Source organism: Natronosalvus vescus, assembly GCF_023973145.1.
GTDB classification, from domain to species: Archaea; Halobacteriota; Halobacteria; order Halobacteriales; family Natrialbaceae; genus Natronosalvus; species Natronosalvus vescus.
The window spans coordinates 211,483-233,875 of sequence record NZ_CP099546.1; the positions used below are offsets into that span (position 1 = coordinate 211,483).

20 protein-coding genes are annotated in these 22,393 nt (G+C 61.5%); 9 read left to right on the forward strand and 11 right to left on the reverse strand.

Features of this window, described 5'->3' with window-relative positions; genetic code table 11:
* Positions 1-206: 206 nt before the first annotated feature.
* The gene (locus NGM68_RS00940) at positions 207-4,790 is read left to right on the forward strand and encodes a right-handed parallel beta-helix repeat-containing protein (protein ID WP_252699790.1); all 4,584 of its coding nucleotides are present in this window, start codon (positions 207-209) and stop codon (positions 4,788-4,790) included.
* 54 nt (positions 4,791-4,844) lie between these two features.
* Here NGM68_RS00940 and NGM68_RS00945 read toward each other — a convergent pair whose 3' ends face one another.
* Together NGM68_RS00945 and NGM68_RS00950 are read right to left on the reverse strand one after the other, a co-directional pair.
* On the reverse strand, positions 4,845-6,071 hold the full coding sequence (locus NGM68_RS00945) for a M20 family metallopeptidase (protein ID WP_252699791.1): 1,227 nt from the start codon (positions 6,069-6,071) through the stop codon (positions 4,845-4,847).
* A 91-nt stretch (positions 6,072-6,162) separates the two neighbouring features.
* Complete coding sequence (locus NGM68_RS00950; protein ID WP_252699792.1) at positions 6,163-7,581, reverse strand: O-antigen ligase family protein; 1,419 nt, start codon at positions 7,579-7,581, stop codon at positions 6,163-6,165.
* Positions 7,582-7,712: 131 nt separating this feature from the next.
* Between NGM68_RS00950 and NGM68_RS00955 the strand changes: the two genes are divergently transcribed.
* Positions 7,713-9,602, forward strand: coding sequence for a PINc/VapC family ATPase (locus NGM68_RS00955; protein WP_252699793.1), 1,890 nt, complete (start codon positions 7,713-7,715; stop codon positions 9,600-9,602).
* A gap of 155 nt (positions 9,603-9,757) precedes the next feature.
* Here the strand turns inward: NGM68_RS00955 and NGM68_RS00960 are convergent, their stop codons facing one another.
* The 6 genes from NGM68_RS00960 to NGM68_RS00985 form a co-directional block, all read right to left on the reverse strand.
* Positions 9,758-10,153 carry a hypothetical protein gene (locus NGM68_RS00960; protein ID WP_252699794.1) on the reverse strand — a complete coding sequence of 132 codons (396 nt, stop codon included), beginning with the start codon at positions 10,151-10,153 and terminating at the stop codon, positions 9,758-9,760.
* Between the two features lie 116 nt (positions 10,154-10,269).
* Positions 10,270-10,569, reverse strand: a complete 300-nt coding sequence (locus NGM68_RS00965; protein WP_252699795.1) for a winged helix-turn-helix domain-containing protein — start codon at positions 10,567-10,569, stop codon at positions 10,270-10,272.
* Positions 10,570-10,798: 229 nt separating this feature from the next.
* A complete protein-coding gene (locus NGM68_RS00970; protein WP_252699796.1) occupies positions 10,799-11,944 on the reverse strand; it encodes a DUF5305 domain-containing protein in 1,146 nt (381 codons plus the stop codon).
* Between the two features lie 172 nt (positions 11,945-12,116).
* The gene (locus NGM68_RS00975) at positions 12,117-13,286 is read right to left on the reverse strand and encodes a signal peptidase I (RefSeq protein WP_252699797.1); all 1,170 of its coding nucleotides are present in this window, start codon (positions 13,284-13,286) and stop codon (positions 12,117-12,119) included.
* Between the two features lie 139 nt (positions 13,287-13,425).
* Positions 13,426-14,550 (reverse strand): DUF1102 domain-containing protein, encoded by a 1,125-nt coding sequence (locus NGM68_RS00980; RefSeq protein ID WP_252699798.1) that lies wholly within the window; start codon positions 14,548-14,550, stop codon positions 13,426-13,428.
* Positions 14,551-14,632: 82 nt separating this feature from the next.
* On the reverse strand, positions 14,633-15,214 hold the full coding sequence (locus NGM68_RS00985; protein WP_252699799.1) for a hypothetical protein: 582 nt from the start codon (positions 15,212-15,214) through the stop codon (positions 14,633-14,635).
* A gap of 278 nt (positions 15,215-15,492) precedes the next feature.
* Here NGM68_RS00985 and NGM68_RS00990 point away from each other — a divergent pair, with 278 nt between their 5' ends.
* From NGM68_RS00990 to NGM68_RS01005, 4 genes are all read left to right on the forward strand, one after another.
* On the forward strand, positions 15,493-16,086 hold the full coding sequence (locus NGM68_RS00990; RefSeq protein ID WP_252699800.1) for a DUF7344 domain-containing protein: 594 nt from the start codon (positions 15,493-15,495) through the stop codon (positions 16,084-16,086).
* 2 nt (positions 16,087-16,088) lie between these two features.
* Entirely contained in the window at positions 16,089-16,877 is a 789-nt protein-coding gene (locus NGM68_RS00995) for a hypothetical protein (protein WP_252699801.1), read from the forward strand.
* A 101-nt stretch (positions 16,878-16,978) separates the two neighbouring features.
* Positions 16,979-17,302, forward strand: coding sequence for an EMC6-like membrane protein (locus tag NGM68_RS01000; RefSeq protein ID WP_252699802.1), 324 nt, complete (start codon positions 16,979-16,981; stop codon positions 17,300-17,302).
* A 2-nt stretch (positions 17,303-17,304) separates the two neighbouring features.
* Complete coding sequence (locus NGM68_RS01005; RefSeq protein ID WP_252699803.1) at positions 17,305-19,119, forward strand: ribosome biogenesis/translation initiation ATPase RLI; 1,815 nt, start codon at positions 17,305-17,307, stop codon at positions 19,117-19,119.
* Positions 19,120-19,156: 37 nt separating this feature from the next.
* On the opposite strand, the gene NGM68_RS01010 is transcribed toward NGM68_RS01005, so the two are convergent.
* The 3 genes from NGM68_RS01010 to NGM68_RS01020 all read right to left on the reverse strand — a co-directional run bounded on the left by NGM68_RS01010 (position 19,157) and on the right by NGM68_RS01020 (position 21,125).
* Positions 19,157-19,399 carry a glycine zipper 2TM domain-containing protein gene (locus NGM68_RS01010; RefSeq protein ID WP_252699804.1) on the reverse strand — a complete coding sequence of 81 codons (243 nt, stop codon included), beginning with the start codon at positions 19,397-19,399 and terminating at the stop codon, positions 19,157-19,159.
* A gap of 118 nt (positions 19,400-19,517) precedes the next feature.
* A complete protein-coding gene (locus NGM68_RS01015) occupies positions 19,518-20,339 on the reverse strand; it encodes a hypothetical protein (RefSeq protein ID WP_252699805.1) in 822 nt (273 codons plus the stop codon).
* 264 nt (positions 20,340-20,603) lie between these two features.
* Complete coding sequence (locus tag NGM68_RS01020; RefSeq protein WP_252699806.1) at positions 20,604-21,125, reverse strand: archaemetzincin family Zn-dependent metalloprotease; 522 nt, start codon at positions 21,123-21,125, stop codon at positions 20,604-20,606.
* A gap of 39 nt (positions 21,126-21,164) precedes the next feature.
* Here NGM68_RS01020 and NGM68_RS01025 point away from each other — a divergent pair, with 39 nt between their 5' ends.
* The 3 genes from NGM68_RS01025 (at position 21,165) to NGM68_RS01035 (ending at position 22,379) form a co-directional block, all read left to right on the forward strand.
* On the forward strand, positions 21,165-21,569 hold the full coding sequence (locus NGM68_RS01025; RefSeq protein WP_252699807.1) for a UPF0146 family protein: 405 nt from the start codon (positions 21,165-21,167) through the stop codon (positions 21,567-21,569).
* A gap of 68 nt (positions 21,570-21,637) precedes the next feature.
* Entirely contained in the window at positions 21,638-22,084 is a 447-nt protein-coding gene (locus NGM68_RS01030; RefSeq protein WP_252699808.1) for a hypothetical protein, read from the forward strand.
* A gap of 118 nt (positions 22,085-22,202) precedes the next feature.
* A complete protein-coding gene (locus NGM68_RS01035) occupies positions 22,203-22,379 on the forward strand; it encodes a hypothetical protein (protein WP_252699809.1) in 177 nt (58 codons plus the stop codon).
* The last annotated feature ends 14 nt before the right edge of the window (positions 22,380-22,393 follow it).

Below are 22,393 nucleotides of genomic sequence, written 5' to 3' on the forward strand. Positions count from 1 at the left end.
GCGTTCTTCTGTTCGGAGCGCTTCTCATAACGGCTGTTGCCCTCCTAAGTGCGGGTGCCGTTACCTCAGAAGGCGAACCTACTGAAATCGACTCGTGCATGGAGATCAACTCTCCAGGTACCTACGAATTGGCTAGTAACATCTCGCCTGAGAGCCCGTCGCAATGGGAGGTTCAAGATGCATGTCTCGTCATCAATAGTAGCGGAGTGACGCTGGACGGGGCGGGATACACAATCGACGGGTATCCCGTCTCTGAAGACGAAGAGGACGTCTCGGATACGCGGGGTATCCTCGTCAGAAATGAGTCACACGTGGGTCTTGGCTGGTCCGACTCAGACGGCTGGTTGTCGGATATCACGATTCGGAACACCAACTTCGAGTACTGGGATCAATCAGTTCGGGTCGTCGGAGCGTCGGACGTGACCATCGAGGACATCGTTTCCAGGTATGACGAGCAGTACCCACACGGGAATTACGCCGATATCCACGTCCGATACGGTGGGGAGATAGAGATTTCCTCGGTGGAGGCCACAGAGGAGCAGATTGGCCGAGCCATCTATGTAGATTCTGTATCGACAGCGACCATCCAGGGGGTTATGGTCGAGAGAGACCGTCACGGGACAAATCCGATGATCGACGTTCAGGATTCGTCGGACGTGACTGTGAGTGAAACTGTGCTCGACGATACTGTGGCTATCAACAGCATGTCTGCCCTGTCGACCTCCGGCATCGGTGTCAAGAACACAGACGGTGTCACGATAACCAACAACCAACTCATCGGAATTGGATCCACCACCGATGACGACCTGGATCGTCACGGGATTTACTTCGACGGCCAGGTCACGGATGCACACGTAGAAGGTAACGAGATAATCGGTGGCGAGGATCTGGCGGGTGGTTCCGAGGTGGGAATCACAGCCAACTCGGCTGACGGAATCGTGCTCACTAACAATGAGATCGAGACCTGGTCAGGAATCGAATTGCTCGGTGGCGATAGCGCGACCATCACCGGGAACGATATTCGTGAGGGGAGTCGTGACGGAATCCGACTGAGCGATTCGACGAATTCGGCCGTCTCCGACAACGACATCCATATGGAAAGTGGAACCGGAATAGAAATCATTGATTCCTCACCAGAAGTCGTCGAGAATATCGACATTCAGGTTGACGGCCCTGGAGTCAGCATCTACCTGTTAGCCAACGATAACGACCCGGATGAGTTCTTCCATCTCTCAGATCTCTCGATATCAGGAGGCGGGATTGAGATCGACCGGCGGAATAATCTGCAGATTTCGGAGACGACCATCGAAGACGGTCGACTCGAATATTCGGGCCCCTTCGGCGACTTCGACCAGAACGTGAGCATCGTCGATGTCGAAATTAGAGATTATCCTGGATTCGGTGCCACGGTTGAGTTAGAACGAGCAACCGGTGTTACGATCGAGAATGTGTCGTCGAAAGGTGGGATGAAACAGGGACTCCAGATAGGTCAGAGTAGCGAGGTTTCGGTCGATGGTTTCACGATAACCGACCATGGCGGCGAGGATGATTTCGCGTTTGTCACGTTGGAAGACTCCGACAACGTCTCAATTGATAAGTTAAATGTGTCACACAATCCTGCGACCGTAGAGGACGGCTCGTCCAGGGAAAAGGGATTGCTCTACCTCGGAGAAACGTTCCTAGGGGATGGTAACGAGGATATCCAGATTTCCAACCTCAGTGTGATTGACAACAACATCGAGGCACCGGCCCTGAAAATCGAAGACAGTCGGAACGTGTCGTTATTCGACGTAGCGATGTCTTCGCTGGATTCTGATTTCGCGGAAATCCACGATACGTCATCGGACGTTCAGGGAACCAACGTCACGCTCGGCCTCGACGCCCCGACCGAGGTGACCTTCTCGTTCGAAGGTGCCGGCATCGACCTCGGAGAGGCGGACAGCCCTCCGGCAAATCAGGATGCAGATTCCATCGAACAGTACCTCCGCGTCGAACCGGACGAATGGGCAGATGAACCGTATCTCGACCTTTCGTTCCACTATACGGATGACGACGTCAGTTCGGTCGAGGAAGATTCGTTGGACGTCTGGCACTACGCCTCTTGGGCGTCGTGGACCACGACGCCAGATTCGACGGTGGAACCCGATCAGAATACCGTCAGCGTCTCGTTGAGCGAATTCCCCGATGATCTCGATGACACAAGGCCAGTGTTTGGAGCCTTCGCGGGGGCCTCGGCGGAGCTCCAGGTTACGTCCGCTTCGATTAACAAATCGGAAATCGAAGTAGACGAACCCGTGGCGGTGACCGCCGAGGTTGAGAATACCGGCGACGCGACGGGTACGCACACCGCGGAACTCGAGATCGACGGCAACGTCGAGGCCACCGAGACGGTCTCGATAGACGCCGGCGACACGGAGGAGATCACGTTCACGCACACCTTCGACGACGCCGGCGAGTTCGACGTGCGCGTCGACGACGTCGACGCGGGTACGGTGACGGTAGAGGAAGCCGAACTCGACTTCGGCGGACTTCGAGTGACCGTTACCGACGCGACGGGTGACCCGATCGAAGGGGCCGGCGTCTGGGTCGTCCCACTGAGCGAGCCAACAGAGGGCGAGCCCGACGGGACGACGAACGAAACCGGCGTCTACGAAGAGGACAGCCCGGCCAGCACGTGGGACGTCGTGGTCGACGCCGACGGCTACGAGACCGAGCGTATCGAGAACGTCGAGGTCGTCGCCGAGGAGTGGACGACCGTCGACGTCGAACTGCACCAGGTTGAAGCACCGCAGCCGGTGGTGACGGTGATCGACGCCACACTGAGCGAGGCAGACGTCGACGAGGGCGAGGCGGTGACGATAACCGCCACCCTCGAGAACACGGGCGACGCGACCGGAACGCACACCGCCGAACTCGAGATCGACGGCACCGTCGAGGACGACGAGACTGTCGAGGTCGAAGCCGGTGAGACCGAGGAGATTGCATTCACGCACACGTTCGACGACGCCGGCGAGTTCGACGTGCGCGTCGACAGCGTCGAGGCAGGCACGGTGACGGTGAGCGAGGCGGACGAGTCGACCTCGTCGCCATCACCGTCACCCTCGCCGTCGCCCACCCCCGACCCCGACCCAGAGCCGGCCGTGACGGTCGAACCGATTACCAACGGAACAGCGGTGTCGGTCACGGACGCAATCGCGAACGAAACGGTGTCGATCCCGATCGCCGACGAACTCGAAGGCAGCGACTCCCACCTCGCCTGGCTGAACGTGACGACTACCGTTGACGGCGACTACGAGGCAACGATCAGGACAAGCGACGAACTCCCCGATGACGTCACTGAGCTCCCGGCCGATCCGGCGCTGTTGGAACCCCTCCAGATCACTACCTCGCTCGAGAGCGAGGAGATCGAGAACGCTACACTTGAGTTCGTCGTGCCAGCCGACGAATTGGACGCTCGTGGGCTCGAGCCTGAAGACGTGACGCTATACCACTACGACGACGGTGAGTGGATCGAACACGACACGGAAAGTGTGTTCCCTGGTGATACCTGGAACGTCGAGGAGATAGGCGACAGTGAGGTACGGTTCCCGGGCGGGATGTGGGACGTCGCGGACGTCGGTGACACCGAAGTACTGTACCCGGGTGGAATGTGGGACGTCGAGGAGGTCGACGGCGACGTGGTGTTGTACCCCGGCGGCATGTGGGATCGCGAAGAGATGGAGGGCCGAGAAGAACTGTTCCCCGGTGGCATGTGGGAGGTCGTAGAAATCGGTGACACCGAGGTGCTGTACCCCGGGGGCATGTGGGACGCTGACGAGGCTGATGACGTGGAGGAACTGTTCCCCGGTGGCACGTGGGAAGTCGCAGAAATAGGGGATACCGAGGTTCTGTACCCGGGCGACATGTGGAGTGTTGAGGAGGTTGAAGCCGGCATGGTGCTGTTCCCCGGTGGCACGTGGAACGTCGAAGATAGCGACGTCGAAGATGTAGACGACCTGGATGAGCTGTTCCCGGGCGGAATGTGGGAGGTTGCGGACGTCGGTGACACTGAGGTACTGTACCCCGGTGGGATGTGGAACCTCGAGAAGGTCGATGATCGTGCAGTGGTGTTCCCTGGCGGGATGTGGACTGTCGAAGAGGTAGGCAATGCTGGAATATTGTACCCGGGCGGAATGTGGGACGTCGCGGAGGTCTATGACCGTGCTGTACTCTTCCCCGGCGGTACGTGGGAGATTACCTACCGCGCCGAGACGCCCCACTTCTCCGCGTTTGCTCTCGCCGGCGATCGACCCCACCTCGAGGTCGTCGACAGTTCGGTGTCGCCGTCGGAGTTGTCGGTCGGCGAGGAGGCGACGATCGAGGCGACGGTGCGAAACGACGGCCGTGCAGCTGGCGAGATCGACCTCGATCTGGCGGTCGACGGCACGGTCGAGGAGACGAAAACCGTCACGCTCGAACCGGGCGACGAGCGGGTCGTGGCGTTCGGCCAGGCCTTCGACGAGCCCGGCGAGTTCGAGGTGACTGTTGCCGATCTCGAGGCAGGATCCGTGACAGTGGAAGCCGATGTCGACGAGGAGGCGACCGACGAAACCGACAGGGACGAAGCGGTGGCCGACGACGATACGTCAGACGAGGGGACGACCGACGAGGAGACGACCGACGAAACCGATACGGACGAGGGCTCGGCCGACGAAACGGTGGCCGACGGAACCCCCGGGTTCGGCGTCCTCGCCGCCGTTGGCGCGGTTCTCGCCGTCCTCGGCGCGCTATCGATCCGCAGCCGCTCGTAACCGGATCAGACTCCCTGCAGCGTCAGGTCGACCCGACGCCGACGAGTTCGCTGTCTACTGGAGCCAGCGTTCGGCCACCCGCCGGTAGGTTTCGGTACAGCGCTCGAGCACCGCGATCGAGACGCTCTCGTCTTTCGTATGGGCCTCGCCGGGTTCGGAGGGGCCACAGATGACGCACGCGGTGCCGGCCTCGGCGAGCCACCCCGCGTCGGTCGCGTGGGGCTTCGTGACGAATTCCGGCGACCCCGACTGGACGTCTCGAGTGGCCTCGAGCACGGCTGCGGCGAAGGCATCGTCCGAACACTCCATCGGCGGGAGATCCTGGTCGACGAGCCACTCGATGCCGGGGAGCTCCTCGACGCTTTCGATGGCTGCTCGCTCGCCCGGTACTGTGCGTTCGTCGACGGTGAGCGTACAGCTGTCGGGGATTACGTTGATCGCCGAACCACCCTCGATCTCGGTGACGGCGAGGGTTCCACGGAGGGATTCGCCGGCGACCGTGACTTCCGGGAACTCGAGATCCCTGAGGACGTCGACCGCGTCGGCTGCGCGGTAGATGGCGTTCTCGCCGACCTCGGGCTCGCTGGCGTGAGACGACGTTCCGGAGACGGAAATCGTACTGCCACGGCGGCCGCGGTGGGCGACCACGACGTCGGTCACCCCGGGGCCGGAGTAGTTCGTCGAGCCCTCGCCGACGAGGGCGTAGTCGGGGACGAACCCGCGTTCGATGGCGTGACGGGCACCGGTACCGCCGACCTCTTCGCCGACGAAGCTCGCAAACCAGAGCTCGCCACCGTCCGTAGGATCCTCGCCGTCACCGGAATCGGCTCTCCTGCTCGAGCCGGACAGATCGGCGTCCCGGAACGCGAGTGCTGCCGCGGCGACGGCGCCTTTCATGTCGGCAGTGCCGCGACCGTAGAGACGGCCGTCGCGTTCGTCGACGACGTACGCACCGTCGTCGTCCACCTGTTCGGGAGCCGGGGGCACGACGTCGTGGTGGCCCACGAGCGCGAGCGAGCCTGGGCCTGGCTCGACTCGACTCGACTCGCTACTCGAAGATTCGTGGTCGGAGGACGGCTCACTGCTCGAGGAGTCGCGGCCTCCGGACGACCCGCCACTCGTCCCGGGCGACCGACGGGCCAGCACGTTCCCCACCTCGTCACGGATCACCGTTGCGTCGGTCTCCCGGCGAAGCCACTCCTCGAGGGCGTCTCCGGCGGCGGTTTCGTCGGTATGGCTGGGGATCGAGACGAGTTCGCGGGTCAGGTCGGCGACACTCATTGTGGCACCTACGTGGTCGGGGGTGTTGGATCCACCGGGATCGACCCTCGCCCTGGAATCGATCGGATACGGATACCGCCGGTTCGAGCCCTCAGTCGCCGAACAGGAGATACCCGATCGCGAGGGTGCCGAGTACCGCGCCGGGAGACCACCAGAACAGGGTGTAGGATTCGAACAGCTGGTGGACGGCCCAGCCGACGGCGAGCGCTAGCATCGCGACGTCGACCTCGCGGTACCGGAGCGTGCCGGCGACGACGGCACCGACGACGAGGCAGAGGTAGGCGAGGCCGCCGACCAGCCCAACCCGGACGAACACCGAGAGGTAGGAGTTGTGTGGTGATGCGGACAACCCACTGCCCAGGTAGGGTTCGATGATGAATCCCGGAGGACTACCGTACCCGAACAGGAGCGGGCCGTCCCGGATCGCTGCCAGGCTCCCGGCCCAGAGGTCGAACCGGTTCGAGTCGGAGATACCGATGACGCCGACGTACATCCCGAGGAGGAATCCGACGATCGTGAGAACGGTCGCGACGACCACCACGGGGACGGCGCGTCGGCCACCGACGACGTTCCCGGCGTAGATCACGATGGCGACCGCCGCGGCGAGCATCGACGCCCGGGCGTTCGAGAGGAAGAGCCCGAGTCCACAGATTACGGCGAGGGCAGCGGTGACGGTCGCACCGAGGGGACGCCGGGCGACAACCGAGCGGTGACACTCGACGGCCGCAGCGACGAATCCGGTGAACGCGAGCACGCCGAGGGAGTTCGGGTTCCCGAAGATCGATCGAAGAATCGTGGCGTCGGTCTCGATTCCCGGAACCGATGGCGAACCGGACCACTGGCGAACCTCGAGCATCCACAGCGTGTAGTCGCCGACGACGTACGTGGCCAGTCCGAGCAGGACGACGACGGCGGCCAGTCTGGAGAGCACCCAGAGGAACACCCGTTCGGGAATGAGCCGCGGGATCACGACGAGGCTCCCAGCCATCACGACCAGAGACCACACCGGCCACCGCGACTGTGCACTCGAGGGGGCGTACGAGAGCGTATGTGCGAAGTAAACGGCGGCGAGGATCGCGAAGCACCCGACCGCCGTCCACTGACCCCGCGTGTACCGTCTGGCGTCCGTGACCAGGAGCAAGAACGAGACGATGACGAGGAAAGCGACGACGAGCCAGAGCGGTCTGTTCGATCCGAAACCGAACCCCGGTGTGGTACTCCGGTAGACGACACCGAGGGCGGCGACCGCCGAGAGGAGAATCACGAGAAGACCCAGTCGGCGGCGGGTAGCGTCTCGAGCCGAGTCTACGGCGAGACGACAGCCGAGATCTGCCCCGAGGACGACCGTGGAGGCGGCGAGGTGCCATGCGAGCACCGAGTCGGTTGCGTGTGCGACGACGACCAGCCCGAGGTGGAACGCGAAGAGGAGGCCGGTCAGGCCGTTCGCGAGCCGGTCGGTGCTCCAATCGACGCCGAACGGCGGCGCTGGTTGTCGGTCGACAGTACTCACGGTGAGACCAATCAGAACGGTCTGTAAATAGCTGTTCCAACCGACAATCTGTTCGACGTGTAGGGTCTCGGCGGGCCGTAGTCGCCGTTGGCTGTGGACACCCTTATACATCTCCGTCGATCAGATATCGTATGAACGTCGTACCGGACACGAGTGTGGTCATCGACGGCCGCGTCTCCGCGGCGATCGCCGATGGCCAGTTCGAGGGAGCGACCGTGTCGGTGCCAGAAGCCGTCGTCGCCGAACTTGAGGCCCAGGCAAACGACGGCCTCGACAGCGGCTGGGACGGTCTTGGCGAACTGAAACGCCTAGCCGAGTACGCCGACGAAGGGACGATCACCCTCGAGTACGTCGGGGAGCGCCCCTCCGCGATCGAACGCGGTCACGCCTCCGAAGGGGAGATCGACGCAGTCATCCGCGACATCGCCGAGGAGCTCGAGGCCACGTTCGTCACCAGCGATATCGTCCAGGCAGAGGTGGCCCAGGCGAAGGGGCTCGAGACGGACTACCTCTCACCGGAAGTCCGTCGCGTCGGCACGCTCGCCATCGAGGAGTTCTTCGACGACCAGACGATGAGCGTACACCTCAAGACGGACGTGATCCCGATGGCCAAACGCGGCGAAATCGGCGAGATGCACTACCAGGAGATTGGCGACGAGCCACTCGACGAAGGCACGATGGACGAGTACGCCCGAGAGGTCGTCGACGGCGCTCGCGAGGCGACCGGGGGCTTCATCGAGCTCTCGGAGCCGGGCATGAAGATCGTTCAGTTCCGGGATTACCGGATCGCCATCGCTCGCCCCCCGTTCGCGGACGGCATCGAGATCACCGCCGTCAGACCGATCGTCCAGACCGACATCGAGGACTACGAACACGCCGACGAGCTCAAGGATCGGTTGCTCGAGCGCCAGCGCGGCGTCCTCATCTCCGGCTCGCCAGGGGCCGGGAAGTCGACGTTCGCCCAGTCGGTCGCCAGGTACCTCTCCCAGAACGACTACGCGGTGAAGACGATGGAGAAACCGCGTGACCTTCAGGTCGGCCCCGAGATCACCCAGTACACCGAACTCGGCGGGCAGATGGCCAAAACCGCCGACGCCCTGTTGATGGTGCGTCCGGACTACACCATCTACGACGAGGTCAGAAAGACCGACGACTTCGAGGTGTTCGCCGACATGCGCCTGGCCGGGGTCGGCATGATCGGCGTCGTCCACGCCACCCGTCCGATCGACGCCCTCCAGCGACTGGTCGGCCGCGTGGAGCTGGGGATGATCCCCCAGGTCGTCGACACCGTCGTCTACATCGATGCCGGGGAGGTGTCGACGGTGTACGACGTGAAGACGGAGGTCAAGGTGCCTGCGGGCCTCACCGAGGAGGATCTGGCCCGGCCGGTCATCCTCATCACTGACTTCCAGACGGGGAAACCCGCCTACGAAATTTACACGTTCAACCGCCAGGTCGTCACGGTTCCGCTCGAGGAGGACGGCAACGGCAGAGAGACCGGCGTCGACCGGATCGCGAAAGGCGAGATCGAACGCGAGATTCGCTCGATCGCTCGCGGCTACGTCGACGTCCAACTCAAGAGTCAGAATCGGGCCGTCGTCTACGTCGAGGAGGACGACATTTCCACCGTCATCGGCAAGGGTGGCGGACGGATCACCGACGTCGAGAATCGGCTGGGGATCGACATCGACGTCCGCACCCACGACGAGAATCCCCACTACGGCACCGGACAGGGACAGACCGGCGGTGGAGACGGCCACGGTGACCGCGCCGACTCCGGTGTAAGCGGCGGCCAGCAACCCGGCCAACTCGTCACCCCGGAGATCACCTCGAGGCACATCATCGTTCCCGTCGACGGCAACCAGGGCGAGACCGTCGAGGTGCAAGCCGGCGGCGAGTACCTGTTTACCGCGACGGTGAGTCGCGGCGGCGAGATTCAGGTGTCTCGCGGGAGCGCGATCGCGGACGACCTGGAGGCGGCGATCGATCGGAAACGGCCGATCACGGTCGTGCCGTCGTAGTCCCTTTCTGGTCGCGAGGAGCGAAACGAGTCGCGGTTTTTAGTAGAAACTTTCGCGAGGGGTGGGCGAAGCGAACGCGAGCGGAAACGGGACGTGTGAGATTCAGGTCTCCCGTGGGAGTGCCATCGAAAACGCCCTCGAGACCACTGCCGGATTCATTCGGTCGGCCGGTACAGTTCCGGATTGCGCCACCAGAACAGGATCCAGCCGGTGAGGAAGCCAGCGACCATCGCGAGGATGTCGCGGAGGAACCGGTTGCCGATCAACTCGAGGGTGAACGCGACGGCGATGCCCGCACCGATGCCCGTTCCGACGACGAGAAACAGCAGGTCGCCGGAAATCTTTGCCCGGGAGTGTTCCCAGTAGTGTTGTCGCTCTTCTTCGTACCAGATCCCGACGTAGATAAGGACGGGAGCCATCATCGTGACGACGATGGTGATCTGCCAGTCGTCCGAGACACCGAACAGGACGCTCAGTACGTTTGCCAACAGCGCGGCAACCATCAACGCGAGCAACAGCCACATCCACTGTGGAAACCGATCTTTGTTCATATGGGCGTTCGGTCAGTCCGACAAAATAACTGTGCCGTTCCTCGCTCGCCACCAGGAGCGTCTGTTTTCGTCTCGAGACGACCCAGAAGCGAGACCGGTGCGTGTCTGCCTACTCACTATTCAGCACAGCAGGCGTCCTTGCGGGTCGCCTCTCCGCTCTGGCCGCCGTCTGCTGCAACCGGCTCCGGCTCCGTGATTCGGTACAGGCTCTGCCGTGCGTCTGCGAAATAAATGTCCTCGTCGACGATGCCGATTTCGGCCAGTCGCTCGAGGGCGTACCTGACCGTCCGTGCCGAGAGCATCGACTCCTCGACGATCTGTTTCTGGGTGAGTGGGCCATCGTACTCGAGCACTTTGAAGACCAACTTCGCGCTCGGTGGCAAGTCTGCGATGTCCTCCCCATCTGTGTTTCCCATGTTACGAATCGAAATGCTCCAGCAGTATAAAAGTTGAGCCTTACTGACTGTCATGAGTCGATATTTATACTCCGGGTTTTTGGAGAAATTAGCCTTTAGATGGCTTCTACACACCGAACACAGAACAATTTGACCAGTCAGTCAGTACCCTGTCACCAACGATGTCGTGACTACCGGCGCTCGAGTCAGGGATTGTCAGGAATTAGTACTATTCCTTACAGGTATTCTCTCACAGCTTATGCCAGGCGTCGTCGTCTTCAGGATCCGGGAGATCAGTGGCTGGTATCACGTCTTCCTCCTCTTCGGATGCCGCCATCTCGTCAGGAGACGGCTGTGACTGGGATTCAGGCTGCTCTTCGAGGTTGAAATCCGGCCAGGCCGTTTCCTCCCAGCGGCCGCGGTCGCTGTAATAGTAGACGACGCTCTCGCTGACGACGGCAAAGAGGCCGCGATTACGGTCGTGAATCACGCGTTCATTCGTGTCGATGGCGACGTCCACCACGTCCTCGAGCGTGTCGAGTGCAATGTGTTCCTCGCCGACCCACATCGGCAACGAACCGTTTGAAATCCACTCCGCGTATCGGTTCTTGTGAACAGCCTGTTTGGCCTGGTCGACGTCGACATCCGACCTGGCGTTGACAAACGCTGCGCCACCGAACGATCCAGCGGTGAGTATCACCAGCAGTCCAACGAGGGTTGTACTCGCCGACTGGGGCTCCTCAACGGTCTGGGTGAGCGGATGGGTCTCTGATGCTGAGGGGTGTTCCTCGAGATAGTAGGTGTTCTCGGTGATGACGACAGGGGTCGAGGCCACCTGGTCACCGACGTGTGGGCCGGTATCGTAGGTAGCCCTGACGATCAGTTCCATGTCGACGGTGCTGATTCCTGCCAGTTCGTCCTCGAGTTCATCTTGCTGCTCTTGCAGGTTACGAACGTCGATCGTCGCCTGGGTGACTCCCGATCCATCCGCAATCGAGGATGATCCGCTCGCCAGGATCGTTTCATCCTCCCAGAACGCCTCCCCATCACGCGTCGCCTCGTACCTGAGCACGATCTCGTGCTCGAAGTCGGTGCCCGAAGGTGCGGCGCTTTCGGCCGTGATCGCGACCACCGGCGTGGCGTTGAGAACGTAGGCTGGTTTGTTCTCGAGCACCGTTCCCTCCTCCCAGAGTCCGTCTTCGACGACTTCGGCACTTGTTTGGACGTCCGTCTCGATCGTCTGGTGGCCGACCTCCTGGGTGGTCGTGGCCGTCGTTGGATTGGCAACGACCCAACCGGTCGCGACCAGCGCAACCGCTCCAATCACGAGCAGAGCAATCAGGAGTGCCCGCCTGTTTTGGGCGATCAGCAAGTCGAGTCGCGGTGTGGAACTCACGTATCGTTTTCCTCGTTTTCGTCGTCAGCTCTCTATTCGTGCGGGTTAGGACGATGACCGACGACGCTCGCTCCTCGAGCAACCACCGTTCCGCCTTCCCCCGCCCCGTCCTATTCGATACAGACAGTCATCGTTCAAATAGTATAACAGTAGTGGCCGCTGACGGCCCTCATCAGCGCCACTTTCGAACCAGCCGTTGGAGACGTCGTGAGAGCGGGACGTGTCTGCCCGGTGTTCTGATACGGAGGTCGCCACCGCCGAATATGAACAACACGAGTCCGATCGTGACGCCAACGAGGACGACGTTGACGGCACCGATCGCGAGGAACGGGTGGACGTCGTGCAGCCAGACCAAGAGCGTCGGCGGCAACACGAGCAGGTATCGGCTCTCGACGATCGTCCGGGTGTACTCCCCTTCTGTTTCGGGTGCGGTCATCGAGAGCGAAACGTCAGTTGTGGTTCGACTCCCGACCGTCGTCGCACGGGGTTGGGCGTCGACGGTCGGATGCGGCGTGTCTACCACTGCAACGACCGGAACGTAGCCGCTGTTGTCGATCGTCCGGGTGATCGTCGTCGTCTCCCCGGGGGCGACCATCTGCGGATCGTCCGTTGGCGAAGCAGTGCTCACGAGGCCGTAAGCGCTGCCACCGGCAGGGATCACCATCGACGCGGTCGCAAACAGAGCGATCAGAACCACGATGACCGAAATCGCCGACCAGAGACCGATCACGTTCTCTCGATCCGTCCGCCGTTTGGTCGATCGCTCGGTGACGCCGACGCGCTCGAGCAGGAGTCCAACGCCGAGCAGTCCGATGCCGAGGGCGACGAGGATCGAACCCGTTCCCTCTGCGTCGAAGGCTGCCGTAATGCCGAGGGGTGCTGTGAGGGCACCGAAGACGAGTGCGGCGAGGCCGTGGACGCCCATGACGACCGTGCCGAGATGTGGGAGGCGGACGACCGTGTCGCCGACCTGCCAGGCTTCGGCGACGATCTGTTCGTCGGTGACCGGCGGCTCACTGCTGTCCTGGTCGGTGAACGGGTTCGCATCACCCCTCGTCACGTACCCTTCCTCGGTCTCGCCGACGATTCGGTGTGTCGTCAGTCCACCCCCATGCAGTGTCGTCGCCTCGAAGACGACTACGTCCCCGACCTCGGGCGAGTCGGTGACAGCGCTCGGGATCGCGACGAAGCCGTCACCCGCGTTCAACGTCGGCTCCATGCTGCCAGTGGCGACGTAGCCCAGGAGGATCGGCTGTCCCAGTAACTGCCCAATTATCAAGAGGACGACGACAAGACCGACAACGCCCAAAAACGCCTGTTTGGCCATCGTCGCCGCGTTCATTGTCCAGCTTTCCCCCGTCCACTCATCCCTGAATCACCGCGTGTTCTGCTCCGTTCTCGAGGCTGCACCCTCTTAATAGCACGTCCCGCGGGCTCGAGGGCGTTCGACTCCTGAAGTAATCCAGTGGCGCTCAAGCTTATCACGAGCGCCGACGATGGGCAACGAGTCCTGCCCCAAGCGCGAGGGGAACGGCAAGGGCGGGCGCCGCTTCGTTCGGCAAGTCGGCAATCGCCGCAGCGACGGTTCCCTCCTCGGCGACCGTCACCGTTCCGACGTCGACGCTGTTGACGGCCAGCGAGTACGTCCCGACGCGCTCGAATCGCTGCTCGAACCGAATCTCACGCGTCTCCCCCGGCTCGAGAGTGACCGTCTTCGTCTCGACGACGAAGTTACCAACGGCGAACTCGAGGGTGCGTTCCCCCGTCGCGTCACCCGCGTTGGTAACCGTTATGGCGACGGTCGCCTGTTCACCGGGTCGAACGTGTGTCCGATCGAGGGTCGCGTTCGTGACGCTGATGTTGGCTGCTTGCGCTGCCGGTTCGGCGGGTTCGGTGACCGTGACGGTCTCGGTCTGGCCGTCGATACCGACCTCGAACGTGCCGGGTGTGTCCATCGTTCGGTCGAAGGAGACGGTTTCGGTCTGGCCGCCGAACACCATTATCCGGCGCTGGGTGACGACAACGTCGTCCTGGGTTAGCGTCGCGGTCGTCACCATCGACTGCGTGCTGCCCTGGTAAACGCCCGTCACGGTGATCGTTTCCCCGACGGTCACCTCGGTGTCCGACACGGTGACGTTCACGAGTTCGGGCGGTTCGGCCTCACTTTCGTCGTCATCGTCGTCCTCGTAAATCACGTGGATCGTAAACGACAACGTACCCTCCTCGGCGTCTCGAGAATCGATCGCCATCCCTACTCCCTGTGATTCACCCGTCTCGAGGATCAACGGCGTGTCAGTATCGACTGCGACGTCTGGATAGTCGCTCTGATAGAAACTGATTCCCTCGCTCTCGGCCTCGAGGGTTATCGCCGCGACATCGTCGTCGGTCGTCTGGACGGTGAACACCTCGTCGATGGTCGTCACTGAGTCGGCGTTCAGCCGGTCGAAGTTGACGTGGAGTTTGCCGTCTTCGATGGTCGCGTACTGGCTCGAGGCCTCGAGGACGAGGGAGTCAGTGGTGTCGGTTGGCTCGAGGGAGATGGCCGCTGTTGGGACTGCAAGGGTGAGAGCAAGTACAGCACAGATTCCAAACAGCTTGACTTTCATCAGATTAGTACTGTAGTATTATTTATAGTATCGTTCGCTTATGGAATAGATTCAGTCCACTATAACGGGTATAGGAACTGGATTAGACCGATTCTTGCGCCTCTGCAGTGAAAGTAATCTCTTCTATGACATCTGCTACAGAGGTATCTCCCTGAAGATCATAGCCATTTGTGTCGATAACAATAACTGTCTTCGCAACCTCATTTTCGGCGAGTGTAAGTGACACATTTGTTAAATCAGTCAGGTCACCTGTTCCAACTTGTGCCTGCAACTCAAGGATTGTATCATCCCCTTCGACTTCAGCGGTAAGAGTAACTGTATTCTCACCGTTGTTTGTGACCGTCAGGGCGGCAACCTCGACATCATCATTATCATCGATCTTCCCGATGGTTGTTACAGCTCCGACATTTACACCTTCTCCATCAGGTTGGCCAAATTCGCTGCTTAGGTCGATCTTAAGCTGTTCCCCGCTATTATCCACCGCATTAGTATGGAGCTCCGATCCTTTTTCAAGCGCTAGGAAGGCATTGGCATCATCAGCAACACCGACACTCACTGTTCGTGTTGCTTCGACGCTGCTAAACGCGCCCGTTCCGAGGGCTGCGCCGCCGCCAGCAACAATCGTTCCCAGTCCGATCAGCACATTCCGTCTGTTCATTCTCATTGGTATGGTCTCCGTTCGATCCACCCCGGCTCTCGTAGGCTACGGGTACCGGCGAGGTTCTTACTCCACTCACTCGAGGCTACCCCCTTTGTATTAGGCCGCCAGAAACCCTGAACGGTCAGCCAGAGCCCGTTCAAGGTGGGCCTGAAACGCCGATTTCGGCGGTTTGAGCGATCTGGGTGGGTGAGATCCACATTCAAGTGATCCGTGTTCACACGATGGCAACAAGCGTTATGTGCAAACAGTCCAGTATCACTAGACGAATTCCGGGGGAATCGATGGCAACGACCACAAAACAAGCCGAGGAGGGAGACGTAGGTGACGGCGTCGATACCAGCGGTTCTGCGACCGATTTTAGCCCAAATAGCGGCGACATTTTCGACCTCCTGAGCAACCACCGCCGACGCTACGCCATCCACTACCTCAAGCGAACGGACGATCGCGTTGAACTCGGTGACCTCGCCGAACACGTCGCGGCCTGGGAACTCGACAAGGACGTCCAGGCGATCACCTCCACCGAACGCAAACGGGTGTACACTTCGCTCCAGCAGACTCACCTCCCGACGCTCGAGCGCGCCGGGATGATCGAGTTCGACGATCGAGCGATCGAACTCACAGACGACGCGAAGACGCTCGAGGTCTACCTGGACGTCGTTCCCGGGGACTCGATTCCGTGGGGCGTCTACTACCTCGGCCTGTCTGCCGTTGCAGCCGTTGTGATGGGTGGATTGTGGCTCGAGCTGATTCCAACGGGGACGATTCCAGAACTCGGCTGGCCGACCCTGGTCATGGCCCTGTTCACGGTCTCGGCCGTGGTGCACGTGCTCGAGAATCGACGGATGCGACTGGGAGAGGGGGAGCAGCCACCGTAACGATGCACTTCTTTGGCAAACTCGCGGTTCTGTTTCTTGTCGCGGGGGTAGCATTGCTTATAAGCCCGGCTTTTGGGTTCAGTTCACTTACGGCTGATCGAGGAGTCTCGGTTGATGTCGCCGATGCACCAAACGCTCTATTGCAAATAGATGTTACCACTAACGTCGTCGGTGACGACCGAACGACTGTAGTGAAAATTACTAATAACTTCAACACGGCACTCGAAATTGAAGGAGATGTTATCATTTCCGGCGATGGTGGGAACTTCGACGTAGATGATTTCGATGGCGCCACGCTCGAAAGTGGTGAAACCGTCGAGTTACAGGCTGAATGTACAGGTGGTCAAGAAAGCGGCACAGCTACTGCGAGCGTTTCTCTCGACGAGGCGTTGGGAGGTGGAATCACGATAACTGGGGTGTCCTATTCGGAAGAGTTCGAGTACAACTGCGGCAGTGACAGCGTTAGCGGTGGAGAAGACCTATTCACGGAACTTACAGCTGAAGTACCGTCGACAACGAACGAAGGCAATGCGGACAGAGTCGAATTCGTCTTCGAATACGATGGTGATTCCGAAGACGAGATTACCTTTAGCGTTACTTATGGCCCGAATCAGAATCAAGGCTCCTCGAAGATAGTTACCAGCAACGAAACTGAGGGAACCGTCGTCTTCGACGCTTCTGACCTAAACACCCAACAGACGGATTTGCCGATATATGTATCTGTAGAGACTGAGGAAGGGGGTTGTAGCGGATACCTGGACAACGAAGACGAACCGGTTGACCTCTGCTAACCGTTGAATTTGCACCGATTGTCCAAGACTTTCGATGTTCGCGCACGAGTCCCCTTGCACAATGCGAACGGCTTTTTAACACCGGAAACAGACGTACCGGTATGTCAACCGAAACGATGAGCGATCGGCGCGAGCACGTTCGCTCCATCGGCGTGACGGCCGTCGCCTGTCTCGCCGGGGTTGGCGCGGCCTTCGGCTCCGAGGCACTGACCGCCGGTGCGAGCCTCAACGATGCCGCGACCGATCCGCTCACCTACCTTCTCGTCTTCGGGCTCATCGGTCTGCAACTGTTCCTGTTGCCGACCATCGGCGTCTACGACGACGAGGAGTTCGGCATCAAACACTACCTGTTCATCAGCCTGATGACCTTCTCCTTCTGGTTCATCACCTGGGGGATCATGCTCAGTACGGGAGCAACCTTCTAACCATGGCCAAAGACAGTATCGCCGTCGTCGACCTCGATCGTTGCCAGCCCGATCGGTGTAACTACGAGTGTAAGAACTACTGCCCGCCGAACCGCACCGGCAAGGAGTGCATCACGCTCCGCGGCGAGGAGGCCGACGAGGGACAACCCGATCAGGTGCGCATCTCCGAGGAGATCTGTCTGGGCGAAACCTGCGGCATCTGCGTCGAGAAGTGCCCCTTCGACGCCATCGAGATCATCAACCTCCCACAGGAGCTCCAGGACGACCCCGCTCACCGCTACGGCGAGAACGCCTTCTCGCTGTACGGGCTGCCAGCGCCCCAGGAAGGAACGGTCACCGGTATCCTCGGCCCGAACGGCATCGGGAAGACCACGGCCGTGCGAATCCTCGCGGGCGAACTCGAGCCCAACCTCGGCCGGTTCGATGATCCACCGGGCTGGGACGACGTCCTCGAGGCGTACCGCGGCACCGAAATCCAGGACTACATCGCCGACGTGCGCGACGGCGACATCTCGGTCGCGCGAAAACCCCAGTACGTCGACCAGATTCCCAACCAGTTCGACGGCAACACCCGGGAACTGCTCGAGCGGACGAACGAGCGCGACGCACTCGAGTACCTCGTGGAACGACTGTCGATTGGGCCAGTGATGGAACAGTCGATCGACGACCTCTCCGGCGGGGAACTCCAGCGGGTTGCGCTCGCCGCTACGTTGGCCCGGGACACGGACTTCTACTTCCTCGACGAGATCACGCCGTACCTCGATATCGGCCAGCGTGTCACCGCCGCTCGCTTGATTCGCGAGTTGGCCGAGGAGGAAGGCAAATCGATGCTCGTGGTCGAACACGACCTCGCCGTCCTCGACCTGCTCGCGGACACCCTCCACGTCGCCTACGGTGAGCCGGGTGCCTACGGTGTCATCACGACGCCCAAATCGGTACGAAACGGCATCAACGAGTACCTCGCGGGCTACCTCGAGAACGAGAACATGCGGATCCGGCCGAACCCGATCGAGTTCGAGGAACACGCCCCACGAACCGTCTCTCGGAGCGACACGCTCGTCGAGTACCCCGACCTCACGAAATCCTACGGTGACGGCGAGTTCAGCCTCGAAGTCGAAGGCGGCGAGATACGGAAAAACGAGGTGCTCGGCATCGTCGGGCCGAACGGGATCGGGAAGTCGACGTTCGCAAAGCTACTGACGGGTGCGCTCGAGTCCGACGAGGGTGACGCCGATCTCGACCTCGAGATCTCGTACAAACCCCAGTACGTCACCATCGACCAGCACATGCGCGTCGACGTCTTCCTCTCGTCCATTACGGATCAGTTCGGCTCTTCGTACTGGAACACCGAAATCGCGGGGCCGCTCCAGCTCGAGCGGATCATGGAGCAGAACCTCTCTGATCTCTCGGGTGGTGAGCGCCAGCGCGTAGCCATCGCGGCCTGTCTCTCGGATACCGCAGATCTGTACCTGCTCGACGAGCCGTCGGCGCACCTCGACGTCGAACAGCGGGTGCAGGCAACCCGGGCGATCCGTCGCTACGCCGAACAGCAGGACGCCACGGTACTGGTCATCGACCACGACATCTACATGATCGATCTCCTCGCGGATCGCCTGATGGTCTTCGATGGCGAACCGGCCATCCACGGGCGTGCCGGGACGCCACAGTCGATGCGTGGCGGGATGAACGAGTTCCTCGCGAACCTCGAGGTGACGTTCCGGCGGGACGAGCGCACCTCGCGGCCGCGAATCAACAAGCCGGACTCACAGCTGGATCGGAAGCAAAAACGAGAAGGCGAGTACTACTACGCGCCCTGATCCGACGGCGACGGCCTGTTCTGGCTTGCTGGCGGTGCTATTCTGCTTGCTCTGAGCGAAGCCCGCGGACGTTCTCTTCGCCGCGTGCTTTCAGTTCCTCGAGCCGTGACTCTGCCGAGGGGCGGCGTTCGCCGATCGCGGCTCCAGCGAGTGCGCCGAGGGCAGCACCGGAACTCGCGGCGTTTTTGCTGATCAATCCACCGACGAAGCCGCCGATGGCGGCCCCGATGGCGGCGTATCGTGCGCGACTGAGCATGCGTTCGAGTCGATCTTTCACCATGGGTGAGTATTCGCTTCTCAGAAAGATAAGCGTGTTCCCGGTTTGCAGGGTGGTCGTTCCGGTTTTCTCGAGTCGAGGGTTCGCCCCGTGAGTGCACTGTCAGGGGCCGTCGGTTCCTTCACTCGGTGTCGACGTGGGTACTGATCGCCAGCCCGATCACGACGAGACTGAGCCCAAGGATGATCGCTGCGAGGGCCACACCAGAAACGACGATTGCGCCGGCCGTTCCGTACATCGTGCCCACGGCGGCGACGAGCACGCCGAGTAACGCGAGTCCAGCACCGACGGGTATTCGCCAGACTCGAGTGGCATCCCCCTCCTCGACCCGCTCGAGCGGATCGACGAGTCGCCACTCTGGGCTGTGGTCTTCCTCGAGGCGGAACTGTCCACCGAGGGTGTCGAGCAGCGCGTTCCCGGTCGTGCGGACGAAGCCGTCCCGCCACTCGTCCCAGCCCCACGCCCATCCCGACGCAGGCTCGTCCTCGGGATCGACGCGGGCGACGTAGATCGGTTCGCCGACCAGGTGGTCGATCGAGGCGGCGTCGTAGCCGACGTCCTCGACGATGCGGGCGAGCAGGTACGTCCGCGACCACGGAATCGGCTTCTCGAGGCGGAACGTCGTCGTGACGTCGTGTGGGAGCGTGACCTCGAGTTCGACGGTCGTCTCGTCGATCGGCGTCAGTCCGGTGACTCGGCCCTCGACGTAGCCGTCGGGCGTGGTCATGAGGTCGATGCGGCCAAGTTCGTCCGCGAGATCGTCGGGGGTCGCGGTGGTGCGATCGTCCTGGGCGTCGTCGCCGTCGTAGTTGCTCGAGCGGTCGTTTGCCGTCGCAGCGGCGTGATCGTCGGACGCCCACCCACGACCAGTGTCACGTTCGGAGTCGATTTCGATTTCGATCTCGTCTCCGTCGTCTTCGGTGTGACGCCAGCGATCACTCATCGGTTTCCCTCCGTGTGTGCGTTTGCGGGGTGGCCCCGATCGTTTCGGCTCGAGATAGTCTCGGGTGTGCGTCCCGCTATTGACCGTCCTGACCGACCCCATCGCGAACGCGTCGCTGGAACGGAACCCGGTGCCGTCGCTCCGTTGGGTAGCGTAACAGGGGTTTCATCGTGAACGGGGGTCGAGGGGGCCACGGTCGTCGACTGCGTCTACTGGCGCCGGAGGGATAAGCCGTTCTTTTGTAGCCGATCCAACCACTCCCGCTCAGTCGACCAACCGCTGACAGCTCCCACAGAGGTGTTCTTCCTTGATGTCGACCTCGCGAACCGTGGGCGAGAAGTTCATCACACAGCGCTGGTTGTCACAGTGCTCGAGCCCGTAGGTGTGGCCGATCTCGTGGACGATCTCCTTGCGGACGCGATCCTCGAAGATGTCCGCCGCGCTCTTGTTCGAGAAGCCGCCGTCGCTCGAGGTCTGGAGCCGGTAGGTGGAGACGACGCTGCCGCTGCCGTCGAGGTAGGCCAGGCCAAAGACGTAGTTTCGCCGGCGGTAGAAGAGGTCGTGCGGGGTGATGGCGATGTTCTTCTCGCCGCGCCCGACGCGCTCGGCCAGCTGGATGAAGGTCTCCGCACAGTACTGGTTACGCCCGGAGTCGTACGCGCCGTTTGGAATCGACTGGGAATCGTTGACCGTGACGTCACAGTCGTAGACCGAGCGAAGCGCCGCGGAGGCCTCCCGTTTGACCGTCGCAGGAACGGAGCCAACCGGCACGATGTCGACGAGCATAGCAACGTCTATGCCGTCCCGTGGCATAAACATCCCGCCGTGGCACGCTTTCGCCGGAACCAGGCAGCACTCATCGAGAAATTGGCCGCCTACGACGCCCTGGTCGAGATCGGAATCGGTCGCCGGACGGGGGTCGCGAGCGCGCTGCTCGAAGGCGGGTGTTCCGTCGTCGCGACGGACATCCAGCATCGTGAGGTTCCTGACGATCTGCCGTTCGTCCTCGACGACGTGACCGATCCGACGCTCGCACGCTACGCGGATGCCGACGCGCTCTACGCACTGAACCTGCCGCCGGAGTTACACCGTCCAACGCTCGAGGTTGCGCGGGCAGTCGACGCCGACTTCCTGTTTACGACGCTGGGTGGCGACCCGCCGCTAGTCCAGGTTGAGCGGGTGGCACTCCCTCGAGAGACGCTATTTGTGGCGCGCCGAGCTACCGGATAGGGTGACACCCATACGCACCCTGTGTATGCCGGGTGCACACTTCTCCCTACAGCAGCGCTGGCTCGAGCATGCGCATTTCGATCCCCGGACTACCCGGCGTTTCCTACGACACCGACGGCCAATCGACCGCACTCACCGTCGCGCTCACTGCGGCGGGGCGACGGGCACCGAAACCACACGGCTACGCGGTTCAGGTGCTGCCGTACCTCTGGGAACTGGAGATCGATCTCCAGGAGGTGCCTCCCGACCACCCGATCCAGTATCTTCACCCCGACGGGGCACGCAGCGTGCAGTCGGCCGCTCCTCACGAGTCGCTCGAGGTGGCCGCCGGCAACGTCGACCGACTCGGTCGGCTGCTGTGGGCTATTAGCGAGGAGACCGAACGGGGCTTCGAACAGCTGGCTGGTGCGGAGCCGATCGAGACCCGCGAGCACGCCGACGGCGGCGTCGTGATCGAGATCGACGACGGGTCGCTCGAGGACGATTCCGGATCGGGCTCGACTGACCGCTCTTGAACATTCACATCATTTCGAATTGTGCGTTGACACATAGTGCGAGCACATACCCGCGTCTTCACAGTAGTTGCCGAAGTGTCTGAGAGACGGGTATCTCTGGTGGAACCGTACGATGAGTATGGTCGCTCCCGTCGAGGCACGGCAGGTCTGCCGTGCCGCAGGATCGTTGCTGTATCCGCCACTTGACTTCGGAACGAAGGTCAACGGCACCTATCCGAGTGAGGACTTCGCCTGGGTCCTCACTCGGAATGCATTCGAACAGGAGTTTACCAACACCAGTGCCAGACACCTGTAACTTACCAGAGGCGA